This is a genomic window from Flavivirga aquatica (assembly GCF_001747085.1).
GTDB classification, from domain to species: domain Bacteria; phylum Bacteroidota; class Bacteroidia; order Flavobacteriales; family Flavobacteriaceae; genus Algibacter_C; species Algibacter_C aquatica.
This window is the reverse complement of the sequence record NZ_MDJD01000034.1, coordinates 221516-239281: the sequence shown is the minus strand read 5'-3', so window position 1 is coordinate 239281 and position 17766 is coordinate 221516. Positions and strand designations below refer to the sequence as shown.

At 33.5% G+C, this 17766-nt stretch carries 12 protein-coding genes and 1 pseudogene; 9 read left to right on the top strand and 4 right to left on the bottom strand.

Annotation, left to right across the window (positions count from 1 at the left end; genetic code table 11):
* Nucleotides 1-272: 272 nt before the first annotated feature.
* From A8C32_RS07290 to A8C32_RS07280, 3 genes are all read left to right on the top strand, one after another.
* Complete coding sequence (locus A8C32_RS07290; RefSeq protein WP_069829779.1) at nt 273-6002, top strand: cellulose binding domain-containing protein; 5730 nt, start codon at nt 273-275, stop codon at nt 6000-6002.
* Nucleotides 6003-6369: 367 nt separating this feature from the next.
* Nucleotides 6370-7080 carry a hypothetical protein gene (locus A8C32_RS07285; RefSeq protein WP_069829778.1) on the top strand — a complete coding sequence of 237 codons (711 nt, stop codon included), beginning with the start codon at nt 6370-6372 and terminating at the stop codon, nt 7078-7080.
* Between the two features lie 8 nt (nt 7081-7088).
* Nucleotides 7089-7952: a hypothetical protein gene (locus A8C32_RS07280; RefSeq protein WP_069829777.1), complete on the top strand. Its 864-nt coding sequence runs from the start codon at nt 7089-7091 to the stop codon at nt 7950-7952.
* A 79-nt stretch (nt 7953-8031) separates the two neighbouring features.
* On the opposite strand, the gene A8C32_RS20555 is transcribed toward A8C32_RS07280, so the two are convergent.
* Entirely contained in the window at nt 8032-8208 is a 177-nt protein-coding gene (locus tag A8C32_RS20555; protein ID WP_165605806.1) for a hypothetical protein, read from the bottom strand.
* Nucleotides 8209-8563: 355 nt separating this feature from the next.
* On the opposite strand from A8C32_RS20555, the gene A8C32_RS07275 reads away from it, so the two are divergent.
* Both A8C32_RS07275 and A8C32_RS07270 read left to right on the top strand, forming a co-directional pair.
* Nucleotides 8564-8974, top strand: coding sequence for a type VI secretion system amidase effector protein Tae4 (locus A8C32_RS07275; protein ID WP_083253282.1), 411 nt, complete (start codon nt 8564-8566; stop codon nt 8972-8974).
* Nucleotides 8975-9002: 28 nt separating this feature from the next.
* The gene (locus A8C32_RS07270; RefSeq protein WP_069829776.1) at nt 9003-9536 is read left to right on the top strand and encodes a hypothetical protein; all 534 of its coding nucleotides are present in this window, start codon (nt 9003-9005) and stop codon (nt 9534-9536) included.
* 103 nt (nt 9537-9639) lie between these two features.
* On the opposite strand, the gene ltrA is transcribed toward A8C32_RS07270, so the two are convergent.
* Nucleotides 9640-10848, bottom strand: a complete 1209-nt coding sequence (gene ltrA, locus A8C32_RS07265) for a group II intron reverse transcriptase/maturase (protein WP_165605804.1) — start codon at nt 10846-10848, stop codon at nt 9640-9642.
* Between the two features lie 991 nt (nt 10849-11839).
* Between ltrA and dcm the strand changes: the two genes are divergently transcribed.
* Both dcm and A8C32_RS07255 read left to right on the top strand, forming a co-directional pair.
* Nucleotides 11840-13123 carry a DNA (cytosine-5-)-methyltransferase gene (gene dcm, locus A8C32_RS07260; protein ID WP_240491707.1) on the top strand — a complete coding sequence of 428 codons (1284 nt, stop codon included), beginning with the start codon at nt 11840-11842 and terminating at the stop codon, nt 13121-13123.
* Entirely contained in the window at nt 13086-14393 is a 1308-nt protein-coding gene (locus A8C32_RS07255) for an MvaI/BcnI family restriction endonuclease (RefSeq protein ID WP_069829774.1), read from the top strand. The genes dcm and A8C32_RS07255 overlap by 38 nt, the downstream gene beginning before the upstream one ends.
* Nucleotides 14394-14803: 410 nt before the next feature.
* On the opposite strand, the gene A8C32_RS07250 is transcribed toward A8C32_RS07255, so the two are convergent.
* Both A8C32_RS07250 and A8C32_RS19880 read right to left on the bottom strand, forming a co-directional pair.
* A complete protein-coding gene (locus A8C32_RS07250) occupies nt 14804-15958 on the bottom strand; it encodes an IS91 family transposase (protein WP_069829773.1) in 1155 nt (384 codons plus the stop codon).
* Complete coding sequence (locus A8C32_RS19880) at nt 15958-16350, bottom strand: tyrosine-type recombinase/integrase (protein WP_083253281.1); 393 nt, start codon at nt 16348-16350, stop codon at nt 15958-15960. Before A8C32_RS19880 ends, A8C32_RS07250 begins: the two co-directional genes overlap by 1 nt.
* Before the next feature lie 208 nt (nt 16351-16558).
* Here A8C32_RS19880 and A8C32_RS07245 point away from each other — a divergent pair.
* Nucleotides 16559-17393: pseudogene (locus tag A8C32_RS07245) on the top strand (helix-turn-helix domain-containing protein); the annotation flags it as partial.
* Between the two features lie 48 nt (nt 17394-17441).
* Nucleotides 17442-17660 (top strand): hypothetical protein, encoded by a 219-nt coding sequence (locus A8C32_RS19875; RefSeq protein ID WP_240491706.1) that lies wholly within the window; start codon nt 17442-17444, stop codon nt 17658-17660.
* The last annotated feature ends 106 nt before the right edge of the window (nt 17661-17766 follow it).

The following is a 17766-nucleotide window of genomic DNA, read 5'->3' as shown; positions in this document are numbered from 1 at the left end:
GCTTACATTTTCTGTAAACCTACCACTAAAGGTAAAAACAACAACATACCAATCATTTTGAAGTTTATTTTTATATAACTCTAACCTTTATAATCATGGATTATATTTAATAATGAATTTGTCTTCAAAAAATATCTTAAATAATATAACCACTTGGTTAAAATCACTTAACACTCTCATAAAATATTAAAAAATAACATTTTACGTATTGTTTAAGAAGGTTTTTTCTTATATTTATGGTTTTTTATAATTAAAACTAATAACTAAATAAAATGGAGGCACTAATATTAAAAAAGAGAATTGGCATATTAATAACCATACTTTTATGCTCCTTTACATTTGTAGCTTTTATAAAATTTAAAGTACTATTTTTTGATGGTAAAAAGGGTCCAGAAATGACTACACAGACATGGCCTGCAGGCACTTTTTTATCAAACTTCCCAGAGGGAGATCGTATAAATACTTACCACCGGAATTGGATGATGATATCTGGACAAGCAGGAACAGGAATTTGGGATATCTCCAACCCTACCGCTCCAAAAAAAATTCAAGATAGAGATGCCGCAAATAATGGACACAGATGGTGGAAAATTAACGATCTATACTATCGTGAATATTCGGTTCCAGAAGTACAAGGCACAGGGTATAAATATTTGGATTTATCCGATATGCTTGATCCAAAACCCATAACAGATTCGGATGTTTTATATACTGTTGAAGAAGGAAATGCACATTACGATAACCTAGAAACCTTTCCACATACCATTGTGGGGAAAAGGGTTTTCGATATGAGATCTGGTGAGGAAGTTGGTGAAATACCTATTGATATTTCGACCCCTGATGTGGTATTAAGAATGGGAAATTACGTTTTTTATGCGCCACAAACAGGAAAAATTAGTGTTTTCGATTTTGGAAACCCGCAGAATATTAAGTTTTTAGGTGCTTTTGGAGAAAATGTACCTCATGAGCAGTATAGTACAGGCTTCCAAGTATGGCGAAATAATTTAGTTTTTATGTCGGGAAATAATGGTCCTAGCAACTTAGTAGGTTTTGATATTAGCGATCCAACTAATGTAAAAGAAAGCTTTTCATTACATTCAGATGATATTACATTGGGTAGGTATATGATTTTTCAAGATGAATTTGGTTTTACAGGACGCTTTGATAGAGGTGTTAAATATAATTTTGAAAAAATGGAAATTGAACATGAATTTTCACCACCTTCTGGAGATGAAATAGTTCAGTTTATAGATAATCAATGGATGCCAATAGGTCATATTTTAGTAGCCAGTGGTGATAATAAAACATCCATTTTTGCACACCAAGATGGATTGGACACTAACCCACCCTATGTAAGTCATCATTTTCCTAAAGCAGATGAAATTAATTTACCTATAACCAGTACCATTGGATTTGTAATTAATGAAACTTTAGATGATTTAACTCTAAACGATAAAACCATTGAGGTAAGCCCCTTAGGAGGAAGTCCTATTGAAGGGGATGTATCTTCTAGCTCTTATCAAGTTATTAATTACGCTCCTAAGCAACTTTTATTACCTAATACGACTTATCAGGTGAAATTTATTGAAGGAGGTATTAAAGATGCAGTTGGTAACGGCATTAAAGAATCTATTTTTTATTTTACAACTGGTGGCGATGCAACAAATAAATCTCCAGAAATTTCAGATTTAGAAATTAGTACACCATCCCCTATTGTTAAAGGTAGTTCTGTTACTTTTAAAGCAATAGCATTAGACCCCGAAGGGAATTCGTTAAAATACCGCTGGCGTTTTAACGATGGTAGTAATGATATACCTTTTAATAATTCAAATACAACACTACATACATTTTCAAAACCAGGAAATTATAGCATTCAAGTTCAAGTTTCAGATGGAAACGGTGGTTTTTCTGTGTTTTCTAAATCTATAATTGTGATTAATAAGGCAATAACAGACCTGCCAACACAGTCTGAACCCATAGCCATTGACGAAACACGCAATACAGTTTGGGTTGCCAACCCAGATAATAACACAGTAACACAAATTGATAATACAACGCTTAAAGTAAAAAAAGAAATAGCTGTTGGTAAAAACCCTATTAATATAGCCATAGATAAACTAGGAAATGCTTGGGTTACCTTAAGAGGTGACGACAACATTTCAATTATCTCACCAACAGGTACACTTCTCAAAAAAATTCAGTTAAAAAAAGGATCACAACCCTACGGAATCGTTTTTACACCAAAAAAGGATAAAGCTTTTGTTTCTAATTATGGCTATAATAACATCGTAAATTTAGATGTAAATACACAGTCTGTTAAAAACACTTTAAAAATAGGAAGCACTCCTAGAGCATTGGCTATTACAGCTAATGGTAAACAACTTTTAGTAACCAAGTTCATTTCTTCTGCTAGTCATGGAGAAGTATGGCATATAAACGTAGATAATTTCACCCTTAATAATACTATAGAATTAGATCTAGATACCACAACTTCAGACAATGGAAATCAAGCCAGAGGGCTTCCTAATTATGTTTCAGGTATTACCATACACCCTACAGAAAACATAGCTTGGAGTGTCGCCAAAAAAGATAACATTTTAAGAGGATTAAATAGAGATGGAAAAGCATTAACCTTTGATAATACTGTACGGACAGCAATATCAAAAATAGATATTAGCACTAATACAGAACTTTTTAGCAATCGTATAGATATAGATAACCACTCACAACCATCGTCTGCATTATATTCCCCAAATGGAAATTATGTTTTTATAACCATGCAAGGGAATAACGAACTTATAGTTATAAACCCATACACAGGTGAAGAGATTCAAAAACAACAAGTAGGCAAAGCTCCTCAAGGGATCGCTATAGATACTAGTAATAATCATGTTTTTGTTAAGAACTTTATGGATAGATCTGTTTCTGTTTTTGATGCTCAGGATATGATTACTAATGGAAGTAATACACTTAATTTAATAAAAACAATATCTACAGTTTCATCTGAAAAATTAACTTCCGAAATTTTAAAAGGAAAACAAATTTTTTATGATGCCTCAGATATTAGAATGGGATCCGATGGTTATACTAGTTGTGCTACTTGCCATATTGACGGCGAACAAGATGGTAGAGTTTGGGATTTTACAGATAGAGGCGAAGGATTAAGAAATACCATTACATTAATTGGCAGAAAAGGTACTGGACATGGAAATTTACATTGGTCGGCTAATTTTGATGAAGTTCAAGATTTTGAAAACGATATTAGATTTCATTTTAAAGGACAAGGGTTTCTAAGCAATTCCGATTTTAACGAAAGTACTAGAGCCTTAACTTTAGGTCTTAATAAGGCAGGAAAATCGTTAGATTTAGATGCATTAGCTGCTTACGTAACTTCGTTGGAAAATTACGAAACCAGTCCTTTTAGAGATGCTAATGAATCCCTAACCACCAATGGCAACACTGGAAAAGCACTGTTTGAAACGCTTAAATGCGCATCATGTCATGGCGGAAAAGACTTTACAGATAGTGCTCTTGATAGAATGCACGATGTAGGTACCATTACAAGTAGCAGTGGAAATAGATTACGAAAAGAACTCATAGGAATAGATGTTCCTTCTTTAAAAGGTTTATGGAATTCAGCTCCTTATTTACATGATGGTTCTGCAAAAACTATAGCCGAAATATTTACAGCAAAAAATGCCTCCAATTCACATACGTTATCGAGATTAAGCTCAAAGCAAATTTCAGATTTAGAAGCATACCTTCTTCAACTGGATCATAACGAACAAGGGTTTACCAATACCATGGAACTAGAAATGAATTCCCCTAAAAACAATCAACATGTAACCAAAGATCAAGACATTCCTTTATCCGTAAAAACTAATATTAATGGAATTACCAAGATTCAATATTTTATAGATAACGAATTGTTTTCTGAAGTTACAACAGCACCTTTCGAAGATGTATGGAAACCCATCATTTGGAAAGACTATAAAATACGGGCTAAAGTTTATTATAATAACGGTCATACTGCCTCGGTAACACCACAGGTAAACTTTAAATTTAAAAGCACCGTTAAAGCACTATTTGTAGTTGGAGATAAAAACAATTTATCGGCAGATGATTTACAAATAAAGTCTAGATTAGAGCAAAAGATAGGTTTTAAAACAACATTAATTAGCGATGATGATGCCACAAGACCCAGTATTGCAAATCCATTTAATATCGTACTTATATCGTCTACAGTAGATCCAGAAATACTTGGAAATGATCTTGAAGCCTCCAGAGTACCTTTAATAACATGGGATCCATTTATGTACGGAAAACTAAAAATGGTAAAAGGATCTTTTAATGAAGGCTATGGTTTTACCCAAAATGCAACAAACCTAGTTACTCTAAACCTTCCAGAGCATCCAATATCTTCTAACCTTGGGAATACTGCTAACATATATAACCTAAATTTAACCTTACCATTTGGAGTACCCGAAACTGAAGCTTTAATTTTTGCTGAAACTGATGGAAAACCCATAATTTTTGGGTACGAAGCTGGTCATGATCAAATACTTTCTAGGCGATTAGCCTTTCCCCTGCGCGATCAATTCGTACATTTAGTAAGTGAAGAAGGTTGGAAACTTTTCGAGGCAGCAGTAATATGGACCCTACATGGCGGTAATGCAAATACCCCCATATTTCCTTTACCTGATACTTTTTTTAAACAACCTTTAGATGGTGACTTAATAAATTTACCAATAGAAATAGATTTTACAACATTAGGATGGAATATACCTTCTAACTCATACAGGTTACGTTTTTTAATAGATAATAATGATAGAGGTTTTGTAAGCTCCGAAGGCAAATTTATAGATAGAACAAACCTTTCTGATGGAGAACATAAGCTTACCCTACAAATGGAAAGAACAGACGGATCAATTACCAATCTTGGAGAAACTATAACTATAAAAGTGACTAGTGCTGCGCTACCAAAAGACCCAAGTGCTATTTTTAAATATCCTACAAATGGAAACTTAGTTGGACAAGATTTTGATCTTATATTTTCATTATTGAAGTTTGAATTAAAAGATGGTAACGCCGTAGAGTTTTTTATTGATAATGAATCTCAAGGCACATACACCTCTTTAGCCCCTATTCCTGTTACATCTTTAGATGAAGGTAATCATACTCTAAAAATCAAGCTATTAGATGCTACTGGAAATGAATTTGGAGACGAATCGGAAATATCTATAACAGTCATTAAGGATATCGATCAAATTGTTAATTCTAAACATAAAATTCATTATTCTAACAACTCTCCTAATAGTTCTGGATCTTCAATGAACCCTGTTTTTCAAATAGAAAATGCGACCGACAATACAGAATTACTAAAAAACTTTACTATAAAATATTGGTTTACACCTGAAACATCAAGAAGTATGAAGTTTAATCTTAATTATTCGCAAATTCCAGGTGTTCAAGGTACTTTTGTAGAAACAGGAAATAATAGTTATTTAGAATTAAATTTTACGGATGCCTCTGGTTCTATTCCGCCAAATTCAAAAACAGGGATTATCCAAACACGTTCCCATTTAACAAACTACAAACCCTTTGACCAGTCAAATGATTATTCATTTATAGAAAAACAAAAATCATTAGGTCTCAACCCTAAAATAACACTTTATAAGTCTGGAACATTAGTTTGGGGCATTGAGCCTATACAACTTGAAAATAATTCGTTTTCACTTTCTGTTAATGAAAATGAATCTATAAGATTAAAAATTCAATATGAATGTTTTAATAATTCCCTTACTGTTACTAACAATAGCTCATTAACTAAATTATCGAAACCTTTTTTTATAAGTGATTTAAATGGTCGCATTGTAAAAAACTTTATGCTTAATTCTAAAAAAACAATTATAGATGTATCTCATCTAAATGCTGGCATCTATCTAGTATACCACCATACAGCTAAAGGGATAAAATCAAAGAAAATTGTAATTTGTGATTAGAATATTGATATATTCCATAAACTAATATTAAAGACTACAAACAAGTTATTTATATAAATAGACGGAAAAATATTAAATAAGATTTTACGTGTGAAACATAAGATATTTACTATATTGGTTAATCATATATTAAATATATAAGCAATAGCTAACACTGACAATTATAAGTCTTTTGGCGGGGTTTATTTTGAGCGCTTTTTAAAACACCGTTTCTTTGTTCCATTGGATGGATGATAAAATTTCTTAGATTTGAACAAATAAACTAAACATAACACGCAGTATAAATAATAACACCTTATGGGTGTCACTATTCATACTGCTATCGTTGTATGTAATTTCGGAGCACAACAAAAATCATCAATATATAATGAACATATTCTCATATCATCTTGTCAAAATACCATATAATTTGGCGATAAAAGGATTGTTCTCTGACTCGATTAACAAAAAAACAAAAGGTCTCATACATTCTGAATATATGACAGCAATGACATTAGGCTCTCCAATAATATCGTCTTCTAGATTTCTAATAAAACAAGTCGCAATTTTTGCACAATGGGAAAATGAATACGCTCTAGAAAACTACTTAAGAGAAGAAAAATTTGGTAAAATTTTAGCTAAAGGTTGGCACGTTCGATTAGAATTTATCAGGGAGTGGGGAAAAATAAGTGGATATAAAATTCCTAAACAAAAAGCAATATTAGAAAACGAATCATCTCCAGTTGTTGCCGTTACAATCGCGAGAATGAAGCCTTTTGCTATTCCAAGATTCTTACGTTGGGGAAGACCTGTTGAAAAGTTAGTAAGAGACCATTCCGGAACGCTACTTTCATTAGCTTCGATTAGATTACCCAATACGGTATCCACGTTTTCTATATGGAAAACTGAGAAAGAAATGACTAATATGGTTCACGGACATAGTGATATGTCAAAACCGAAAAGACATTCAAATGCAATGAAGGAAAGAGAACGAAAAAGCTTTCATTTTGAATTCACGACTCTACGTTTTAAACCTATTTCTGAATTTGGATTTTGGAACGGACAAGAAAACTTCATCCCAAACCTTAAACGCAATTAGCTAGATAAATGGGAATTGCATCTTTAAGACAAAAATTTCAAGATTGGGTAACTCAACAATGGGTTATAATATTCGGAAAAAAAATCCTTCCTAATGATAACCAATGGTTATTAGGTCCTTTTGGAAAAACTAACGGAATTGGCTTAAAATTCATAGAGCAGTTAGCAAAAAAAGAACAGTTAATAATAGACAAAAAGCAGACTAATAAAGGTTTATTGAATTCAATTAACCAATTAAACTTAACAGAAAAAGAGCTTAACAAATTGTCTAAAAATGTAATTGACTTTTACGAAAACACAAGTAATTATGATTTTGACTTAAAGGTAAAATGGAATCCCCTATTTAAAGTATTTGGAATTTTATTAAAAATATTATTTAGTAATCGCATTGAACAATTAAATATTCCGATGAATAATAGTAAAGATTCCACTGCTTTAAACAGTGAAATAATTCATTTAGTAAACGAAAACACCAAAGAAGTTAAACGAACTATATGGTTAAGGACTTTTAAAAAATCTAAACAAGTTGTTTATTCTGGAATTTATGAAGCTTGTACAATCCCAAAAGGACAAAGTTGTATAAAAGCTATTTTCCCTTTACCAAACGGAAACGCAACAGTTATTTTAAATCCAATCGTTGGAGAAAATGGCGAACTCATTTTAAATTCATCAGGTAGAAAAATTGGAGATAGTGGTTTTTACTTTTTATTAAAAGATTCTAAAGGAAACTTGTGGACTAAATTCATTATGTCATTTAAGGATAAACTGGTTGTCAGCTCTGAAAATGAAAGAATAACAGCGATACAAACTTTAACTTTATGGAGTTTAAGAGTATTACAGTTTAAGTATGACATAAAAAAGTCGAGTAGGTAAAGGGGAATCTCACCCCTAAACCTCTCACAGAACCGTACGTGATAGTCTCCCATCATACGGCTCTTCTTAACAAGTCAAGTCAAGGTGTAAATCCATATTGCCAATGTACAAACATATTTGGGTACTGCTTAGCAGTTTCCTGTAACCATTTGTAAGCTGCAAACCAATGTTTACGCCTAAATCTCCGATATTTGTTGCGTACCCATTTTGCAAGTCGCTTATTCAGGAAACGGAACACATAATGTAATTCACTCATTGATAGTACTGTATAAAAAGCTGACGAGATATTTGCATTTTTCACCACTCAGTCCCATTGTTATCGACTCCCCATATTAAATATATAAGCAATAGCTAACACTGACAATTATAAGTCTTTTGGCGGGGTTTATTTTGAGCGCTTTTTAAAACACCGTTTCTTTGTTCCATTGGATGGATGATAAAATTTCTTAGATTTGAACAAATAAACTAAACATAACACGCAGTATAAATAATAACACCTTATGGGTGTCACTATTCATACTGCTATCGTTGGCATTCATTGATGACCAAGTTTGTGGAATCGAATTTTTAAACAGATAAAAAATATATTAACGAAAAAAACAATTAAAACTATGGTGAATTTTATTACAGTTTGGAACAATCATCCAGGATTTGCTGATCTTTGTGATTTTAGCAATCAATGTGCTATCAGAATGGGAACAGCTTTAATAAAATCTAAAGTTGATATGAGCACTTTTAGTGGTGTGAAATGTTGGACTAAAGGGCACAGCTCATTAAATCATACACTTAGAGCTCAAGAATTAGCTGATTGGATGGTAAGGGAAACTAGTAAATTTGGAAGTGTTGAGGTTAAAAAAAATACAACTTATAAAGATTTTTCTAGTAAGCAAGGGTTAGTTTTTTTTCAAGATGGTTGGGGAGCGACTGACCACATTGACATATGGAATGGAACAGAAATGAAAGCTGGGTATGAAAATTATTTCTCTTTAGCAAAAGAAGTTTGGTTTTGGGATTTACCTTAAATAATGTATCACTTAAACTTAAAAAAAAATGAAAATATTAATATTAACAATAGTAATCAGTTTATCATTTACGCAATGTTTTTCACAAAACAGGACTACTACTACTACTACTACTACTACTACTACTACTACTACTACTACGACAGATAGTTGCTTTATATCTGGTCATAAGTTTGTTCTTACTGAAACAAATGGAATTGCAGACATTAAGGCATTCTCAAAAGGAAATGAAATTCCTATTTTAAAAACAATTAAAATGTCTGGCCCTGTTTTTTTTGTTAAAGAAAATGGAAAACAGAATATTTTACAAGACGATATTTTTGTCAAAAACGGAGATATCGTTAAGATTTTTTTAATTGTAGGCAATAAAGCACCTGAATGTGTTCGAGAAAGTAGAAACATAAAATCTATAAGTGATTTTTGCGGAATGAATGTTCAAGGGGTTATTATTTCACCTGACGGAATTACACTAACCGATTTTATGTATAATGGTTTAACCTGTGTTGCAGAAAACCCTTTAGGAATTAAAGATTTATTTACTTTTGCTAACTCTGATTTTTAGAATAGGAAAACGTCGAGTAGGTAAAGGGGAATCTCACCCCTAAACCTCTCACAGAACCGTACGTGATAGTCTCCCATCATACGGCTCTTCTTAACAAGTCAAGTCAAGGTGTAAATCCATATTGCCAATGTACAAACATATTTGGGTACTGCTTAGCAGTTTCCTGTAACCATTTGTAAGCTGCAAACCAATGTTTACGCCTAAATCTCCGATATTTGTTGCGTACCCATTTTGCAAGTCGCTTATTCAGGAAACGGAACACATAATGTAATTCACTCATTCTAACTTTACCGTAATAATGAATCCAACCCCGTACTTTATCTGCTATAATGCCTGCCAAATCTAACAGGCGTAAGTGAACCATACGATGGAGTTTCATCTTAAACAAGGTTTGATTGATACGTTTCTGACTCGTACGACTAATAGATGGTGTAAAACCCAAATGAAAATTACCAAAGTAACCCTTTACCATTCGTGGCTTAAATGTAAATCCTAGAAAATCGAATGTTACATAATGAACCTTAAATGGGGGATGCTTCTTTTGGTTGCGTTTGCAATAAACGATATTGCTTTTACCCGATTTTATCTCCAATTTACATTGGAATAATCGAGCTTTTACCGCTTCCAAAGTCCGCAGGGCTTGTTTGAAATTATCGCAATGAATAATAATATCATCTGCATAACGCTCAAACTTTACTTCGGGATGGTGCGTTTCTATCCAACTATCAAAAACTATATGCAGGAAGATGTTTGCCAGTAATGGACTGATTACTCCTCCCTGTGGGGTGCCTTTGATTCGTGGATGTATTGTGCCATCTTTCTTCTGGACTGATGCTTCCAACCAACGTTTTACATACAAGTGAATGTGCTTCTTCTTGGTAAAATGACCTAATGCCTGAAGCATCAATGTGTGGTCTATATCATCAAAAAAACTCTTGATGTCCAAATCAATTGCCCAATCCATCTCCATACAGTTTTTCCTGCATTGTTTAATGGCATGATGCGATGATTTACCTGGACGATAACCAAAGGAATTTTTACTAAATTGTTTATCCACAATCTGTTCTAATTCCTCTCGAATTACCATTTGAGCCGTTCGGTCTTGCACCGTTGGAATACCTAGCTTCCTTATACGACCATCTGTTTTGGGTATCTCTACCTCGCGTACAGGTTTTGGAAAATAACTACCACTTGCCAATCTATTCCATACAGGATACAAATATTTAATAGGGCGTGATTGCACTTCTCTAATTGATAAATCATCAACTCCTGATCCGCCTTTGTTACTGCGTACCTTTTTAAAGGCTTCCATTACCTGTCGCTTTGATATCGGTTGCGACTTTTGTTTCTCCTTGAAAATCATCCTAAAAAAAAATCTTAGTTGTAATACAAATTAAAACTGTTAAGTCAGCCCCTTCGCTCCATATCCATTACAAATACTTCTTCACTACTACGGGCTAATCCGCCACTAAATAATAGTATCGCTACTTTCTTCCTTGCCCTTCGGGGTTATGGAATTTTTGCACTATTATTTAGCTTCTCCTGTTCCGTAATTGAGCCATCTAGTAAACCTCCTGCCCTCTTTATGCCGATTGCCACTTGACCAATACATAGGTTACTCCCGTCAAGTTCTCTCTCGCAAGACCGCCCATCCCTCGATTTTGACAATACTAAAGTTGTTTACGACACTTCTACAAGGGTTAAATCTCTTCTCTTTCAACTTCTTTACTCCCACCATAGCATACTACTCATAATACAAAAATGGTAGCGCCTTTTACCTTATCGCTCAAGACCAACCCGTGAAAAGCAAGCCCCATAAGGCGGTTTGACTGATATGCCTAACATCCCAGTCGAGAGACCAATTCTCATTTTCTTTTTCTTTGCGTGAGTCCTTCTTGATTTTCTTTATCAAGCTCGTTCCTGAAAAAAAATGAGCCTCTCATCTCAATTACAGTTTGTTGCTCATAATCTATTTTACCAAATTGTTTCCCGAAGCAACGCAGGACACACAACTGTGGCTTAAGACGTATATAATTTATTGCTAGTTCTAGCTTACTTACGAAAATCCTCGCGGATTTTCTATTCGGTTTTTGGTTTACTAAATTACGTGCTTAACCACGCAACAAACCATATACAAACACGTTGTAAGTAATGCGGAAATCGAGCTGAAATTGAACATTTGAACTAAAAAAGCCAACCGCATAGTCAAGCACATTTCATTTTTTTCGTGCCTCAAAAAATAAAAAGAGCTTGCCTTTTTCCAACGCTTACACACGTTCATAAGATTGTTAAAAAATTGAAAATTGAAAAATGGAATTTATCTTAAATTTTCGTTACTTTACAGATTAGTTATGGGCAAAAAATATTCAGACATAAAAGAGAAACTTCAAATCGTTGTAGATAAGAAAACTACTAACGACTTGGCACATTTGACACACTATTTTCAAAATCACAAAAATGGTGTTTCTCAATATTTTAGACCATCTGCAACTGAATATTTGAACGAACTGCACGAGGAACTGAATATAGCAGAAGAACCAAACTTTCAATATTATTTACCGATAAAATGGGATATTCCATTTCCACCAACAGAAAACCCAACATTCAAGTTTATTGACCTTTTTGCTGGAATTGGAGGAATAAGATTGGCTTATCAAAATAATGGCGGAAAGTGTGTATTCACAAGTGAATGGGACACTTATGCAAAAAAAACCTACGAAGCTAATTTTGGAGAAGTACCTTTTGGAGACATAACTCAAATTTCAGAAAAGGATATTCCTGACCACGATATTCTGTTAGGTGGTTTTCCTTGTCAACCATTTTCAATCGCAGGAGTTTCGAAAAAAAACTCGTTGGGAAGAAAACACGGTTTTTTGGATGAAACTCAAGGAACTTTATTTTTTGACATCGCAAGAATAATAAAACATAAAAAGCCAAAGGCTTTTATGCTTGAAAATGTAAAAAATCTCGTGTCTCACGACAAAAAGAAAACATTTAAAGTCATAATTAGTACTTTAGAAAAATTAGGCTACAACGTTCATTTCAAGATTCTAAATGGCAAACACTATGTTCCTCAAAATCGTGAACGAATTATAATTGTAGGATTCAAAAAGACAGTTTTTAAAAGTAAAGAAACGTTTGAGTTTCCAGACCCACAAGAATCAAACTTTGTTTTCAAAGATATTCTTGAACCTAAAGTTGACGACAAATATACTTTGTCTGATAAACTCTGGAATTATCTACAAGAACACGCACGAAAACATAAAGCTAAAGGAAATGGTTTTGGTTTTGGATTGACTGACTTAAATGGTATTTCAAGAACAATTAGTGCAAGATATTATAAAGATGGTTCAGAGGTTTTAATTCCACAAAAAGGAAAAAACCCAAGAAGATTAACACCAAGAGAATGTGCGAGACTTCAAGGATTTCCAGATAAATTCATAATTCCTGTCTCAAATAATCAAGCATATAAACAATTTGGAAATTCTGTTGTAACACCTTTAATACAAGCAGTTGCAAAAAATATTGTAAAAGAACTTTCAAAAATTAATGAATCTAACCAATCTAAAATCGCTGTTCATAAATAATGGATGTAAGAAGATTTATGTAAAAACTCTCGCACCAAATGACAACTCTAAAAATCAAGTTTATTTTGGTGGCAGTTTCGAAATTTTAAACATATTACCACTTTCGGAAATAGTTACCGAAGAAGCTGGAGATTGGAATAAAGAAAGATTTAAAGCTAAAATCAACTTTTCTTGGATTGATGACGAAGGTTCAGTTTTTCCAGCACCAAAAGCACAGCTTATCCTCTATCCAAAATATCCTGAAGTTAGATTTTCTGGATTTCTTGCAAGGTGTCAAAAAGCACCTTCGGAATTAATGACACAAAGATTAGCTGGTCGTCTACTTTTCTTTTCTGTTGCACAAAACGGAACAATTTTAGGCTATGTGACTTCGCCTGATTCAGAAATCACAAATGAATTTAATCAAACTGTATTTGATTCTGTTCACGGAGTTTTCTCTGTTATAGATTTACCGAAAGCTAAAAACAATCGAGCAGTTTTATTGAGCGAACTAAAACGTATTCACGAATTAGGTTGGATTAACTCAAAAAGGTTAGACAGCAATGGAAACATAATGGATTGTCGAGCACCAAATTGTGGAGGTTATACTTTGGAAGCAGAATTAGGAGTTACACCAAATGGATATTCCGAACCTGATTTTATGGGTTGGGAAGTCAAACAGTTCGGAGTTGCTAATTTCAATAGAACCAAATCCAAAGCAATAACTCTAATGACACCTGAACCAACGGACGGATTATACAAAACCGAAGGAACGGAATATTTTGTCAGAACTTATGGTTACGAAGACAAAAGAGGAAGACCAGATAGATTGAATTTTGGTGGTGTTCACAAAGTTGGAGAAAAACATCATCTAACAGATTTAACAATGCAATTAATCGGATTTGACGTTGAAAGCGGAAAAATACGCAATACGAATGGTAGAATTGCATTACTGGACGAAAAAGAGAATGAAACAGCTTCTTGGAGTTTTTCCTCAATGCTAACACATTGGAACAGAAAACATAATCAAGCTTGTTATCTACCTTCATTATCAGAAATTAAACCTGAAAGAAAGTACAGATATGGAAATGAAATAATTTTAGGAACAGGAACTGATTTCCAACTATTTCTTTCGCAAATGGCTCTTGGGAATATTTATTACGACCCAGGAATTAAATTGGAAAATATTTCTACCAAACCTAAAATTAAGAAACGAAGTCAGTTTAGAATAAAGTCTGGTTTTTTACCAAATTTATATAAACAGAATGAAATAATTGATATTGCGGAATAGCCAACGCTTAAAGCCATACACATTTGCAATTCGCTAAAGCCAACGCTACACCAAAAATTGCAAAAGAGTATGTCTTGCCAACGCTCACATTTGAACTAAATAACAAACATCGGAAAACTAAGCTGAACGTGAAAAGCACTACTTACAATAACTAAGCATATGGCGTGCCGATAGGCCAAGGCTATATGTCTTGTTGACTGATCCGTTACTTAAATAAGGGGGAAAACGTTTTCTTGAAAGTATTTATTAAAGCAGAAATCACATAAGGAGTACTAAGAGCAACTTAGTTAAGACATTAAAACGTGTATTTTATAAACTATTTTTATTCACAATCTTCTTTAAGTCAGTATTTTAGTCTAATTATTTGAATTTAGTCCATAGTTATCCTGTATGATCACATGGTCATAGCCTTAATTTTTATATTTCTGTATTTTACGTGTTGCTATTTTTTTGTAATCAAATGGCGGTCCACGACTATCAAAAGTTAGTAAGGTGATTAAAATCCCTTTTTTACAATGTCTACAACGTCGATGTAACGAGGTCTCTTGATGAGTTAATACAGCTGTCGTTTCTAGATCTTTATCTAATAATTGGAGTTGGAGTTGTAGTCTTGGTAATTTTTCCTTTTTCCAGCTGCTACTTAAAAATCCGTAATGCCGAATTCTTGTAAATCCTTTAGGTAGAATATGATTTTGAAAACGTTTAATAAAGTTCTGTGTAGATAAGGTTTCTGTTGTTTTCTTACCTTGATTACGGTAATTTTTTAAACTAAATGTTACGGTTCTATTAGTGGTATCTATGTTTAATATTCTATGATTACTAATCGCTATTTTATGTGTGTAGCGTCCTAAATATTCAATAACATGTTCAGGTTTACCAAAAGGGGCTTTGGCATAAACCACCCATTTCTTAGAAAATAATTTATCATACAATGCCTGCGGAATTCCAGGGAGTTGCTTTCTTAGTTTAGAGACAAAAAGGCCTCTAAACTTTTTACTTAAAGCCTTCACACTAAAAAGAAAATGGTCTTTGCCTTTTGCCTTTTTCCAATACCCTGATTTAGTAACACCTCCTTTGGGCACAATGCAATGCAGGTGAGGATGTAGACTTAAATTTTGTCCCCAAGTATGTAAGACGGCAATCATACCCATTTTTGCTCCTAAGTGCTTGGGATTCTTAGCAAAACAGCAAAGCGTCTGCCAAACAGAATCAAATAAAATATTATAGAGCGTTTTTGCATCTGCAAGTGCTATGCTATTAAGATGATCTGGTAAGGTAAAAACTACATGAAAATAAGGAACAGGCAATAACTCTTGTCTTCTTGCAGCTATCCATTGCTGTTGTTTATGACCTTGACAGGTTGGGCAATGTCTATTTCTACATGAATTAAATTGAAGCTGTAGTTTTCCACAAGTTCTACACCAATCTAAATGTCCGCCAAGGGCTTGGGTTCTGCATTTTCTAATAGCATGTAGTGCCCTTAAATGCCAACTCGTATTGGCTAAGTCTTTTAGGTCTAATACTTCTAGATTTAGCACCTCTGCAACCGTATGTTTAGCAAGCATTATTTAGAAAACAAGGTATCTAAAGGACTGAACTTTATAGAGCTCCCAGTATGGGCAACATGCAGATAGATTATCGTGGTTTCTATATGTGCATGCCCTAAAAGTTCTTTTAAACTCATGATATTCAAACCTGCTTCTAGTAAATGGGTGGCATAACTATGACGTAAGGTATGGGCTGTAAACTTCTTTTGGGTATTTACTTTTGAGCGGCTTTCTTTTATAAGCCATTGGATGGCTCTAACCGTAATAGGCTGCGCGGTACCAGCTTTTGTAACTTGGCTGTTAAAAAGATAGCGTATTGGTTTTTCTGTTTCTAAGTAAAGCTTGAGACCTCTAATAAGATGCTTGCTTAAGGGGAGGTAACGGTCTGTTTTTCCTTTTTGCTTCTTTATAAATACTGTTTATGGTATAAAAATAATTGCTGTTTTAGGCTTAAACAAAGGTAGTTGCTCTTTTGCTACGTCTGATTTTCCTTCGGAAAATCCTCGCTCACAAACCCGCAACTATTCTTATACTTAACGTTGTAACACATTTGGGTACGTTAAAGGGACATAGTTTACACTTTTTCAAGTTATAATTTGAGATAAAAATCAAATTATTATGCCTTGGAAAAACACAACAACTATGGAACAAAAAATTGAATTTATTTGTAAATGGCGTACAGGAAAATATTCCATCACAGAATTATGTAGAAGTTTTGAGATCTCCAGACCAACAGCTTATAAGTTAATAAGCAGGTTTGAAAAACAAGGTTTTGAAGGCTTAAAAAAGCATTCTAAGGTGTCTATAAAACATCCCAACGCAACTAAGGAAAATATCATCGAAAGTATTCTAAAATTGAAAGGAGAATATAAACTTTGGGATGCTAAAAAAATCAGAGAATTGTTGTTTAAAGAATTTACACATCAAGAAGTTCCTTCGGTGGTTACAGTGCACAATATTCTAAAGAAAAATGGTTTAGTATGTCCTCAAAAACGAATGAGAAGAGTCAAACCTACAAACCCTATTTTCGACCCAAAATCTTGTAATGAAGTTTGGAGTGCTGATTATAAAGGTAAGTTTCTTATGGGTAATAAAATTTACTGTCATCCGCTAACCATTGCAGACTCTAAAAGTCGATTTCTTTTTACTGCTAAAGGCCATTATAAAGAAAACCTAAAGTCGGCTAAAGCAGATTTTAAAAGGGTTTTTAGAATATATGGAATACCCAAACAGTTGCATACTAATAATGGAAGCTCCTTTGGATCTGTACGTGCTATCCAAAGATTTACTCAACTCTCTTATTGGTTTATTGAACTTGGCATTACTCCTGTTTTCTCTGATCCTGGACAGCCACAACAAAATGGTAGACATGAACGTATGCATCGTGATTTAAAGGCTGCTTGCGCTAAATCCTTCCGCTTACGATTTAAAAGCCCAACAAAGGCACTTAAATCACTTTATAAAACAGTATAATAACATAAGACCACATGAAGCTTTGGACATGAAAACTCCTGCGTATAGTCATGATTTTTCTAACAGACCATTCCCTGAAAGAATAACAAATTTTGAGTATGATTCTAAGTTTAAAATTCTTAAAGTAACTAAGAGTAGTACCGTGAGATGGAAATCTTATTATTGGGTATATGTCTCGGCTGCTTTAAAAGGAAAACACATCGCTATCGAAGATATTGGCAATGGCAATTTGGAAAGTATTTTATAGAAATGTATTTTTAGGGTTCTTTGATGAAAAACATCTTAGAAATAAACAACAATCCACAAGGTTAGAAATTAATTTAGTGTAAACCTTAATCTTTAACTTGTGTAAA

Bases quoted from the DNA above. Each gene is read 5' to 3' on its own strand.
- A8C32_RS07250 (WP_069829773.1), bottom strand. From the start codon at position 15,958: ATGCTTGCTAAACATACGGTTGCAGAGGTGCTAAATCTAGAAGTATTA.
- A8C32_RS07280 (WP_069829777.1), top strand. From the start codon at position 7,089: ATGGGAATTGCATCTTTAAGACAAAAATTTCAAGATTGGGTAACTCAA.
- A8C32_RS20555 (WP_165605806.1), bottom strand. From the start codon at position 8,208: ATGAGTGAATTACATTATGTGTTCCGTTTCCTGAATAAGCGACTTGCA.
- A8C32_RS07285 (WP_069829778.1), top strand. From the start codon at position 6,370: ATGAACATATTCTCATATCATCTTGTCAAAATACCATATAATTTGGCG.
- A8C32_RS07290 (WP_069829779.1), top strand. From the start codon at position 273: ATGGAGGCACTAATATTAAAAAAGAGAATTGGCATATTAATAACCATA.
- A8C32_RS19875 (WP_240491706.1), top strand. From the start codon at position 17,442: ATGAAAACTCCTGCGTATAGTCATGATTTTTCTAACAGACCATTCCCT.
- A8C32_RS07275 (WP_083253282.1), top strand. From the start codon at position 8,564: ATGGTGAATTTTATTACAGTTTGGAACAATCATCCAGGATTTGCTGAT.
- A8C32_RS07255 (WP_069829774.1), top strand. From the start codon at position 13,086: ATGAATCTAACCAATCTAAAATCGCTGTTCATAAATAATGGATGTAAG.
- A8C32_RS07270 (WP_069829776.1), top strand. From the start codon at position 9,003: ATGAAAATATTAATATTAACAATAGTAATCAGTTTATCATTTACGCAA.
- ltrA (WP_165605804.1), bottom strand. From the start codon at position 10,848: ATGGAAGCCTTTAAAAAGGTACGCAGTAACAAAGGCGGATCAGGAGTT.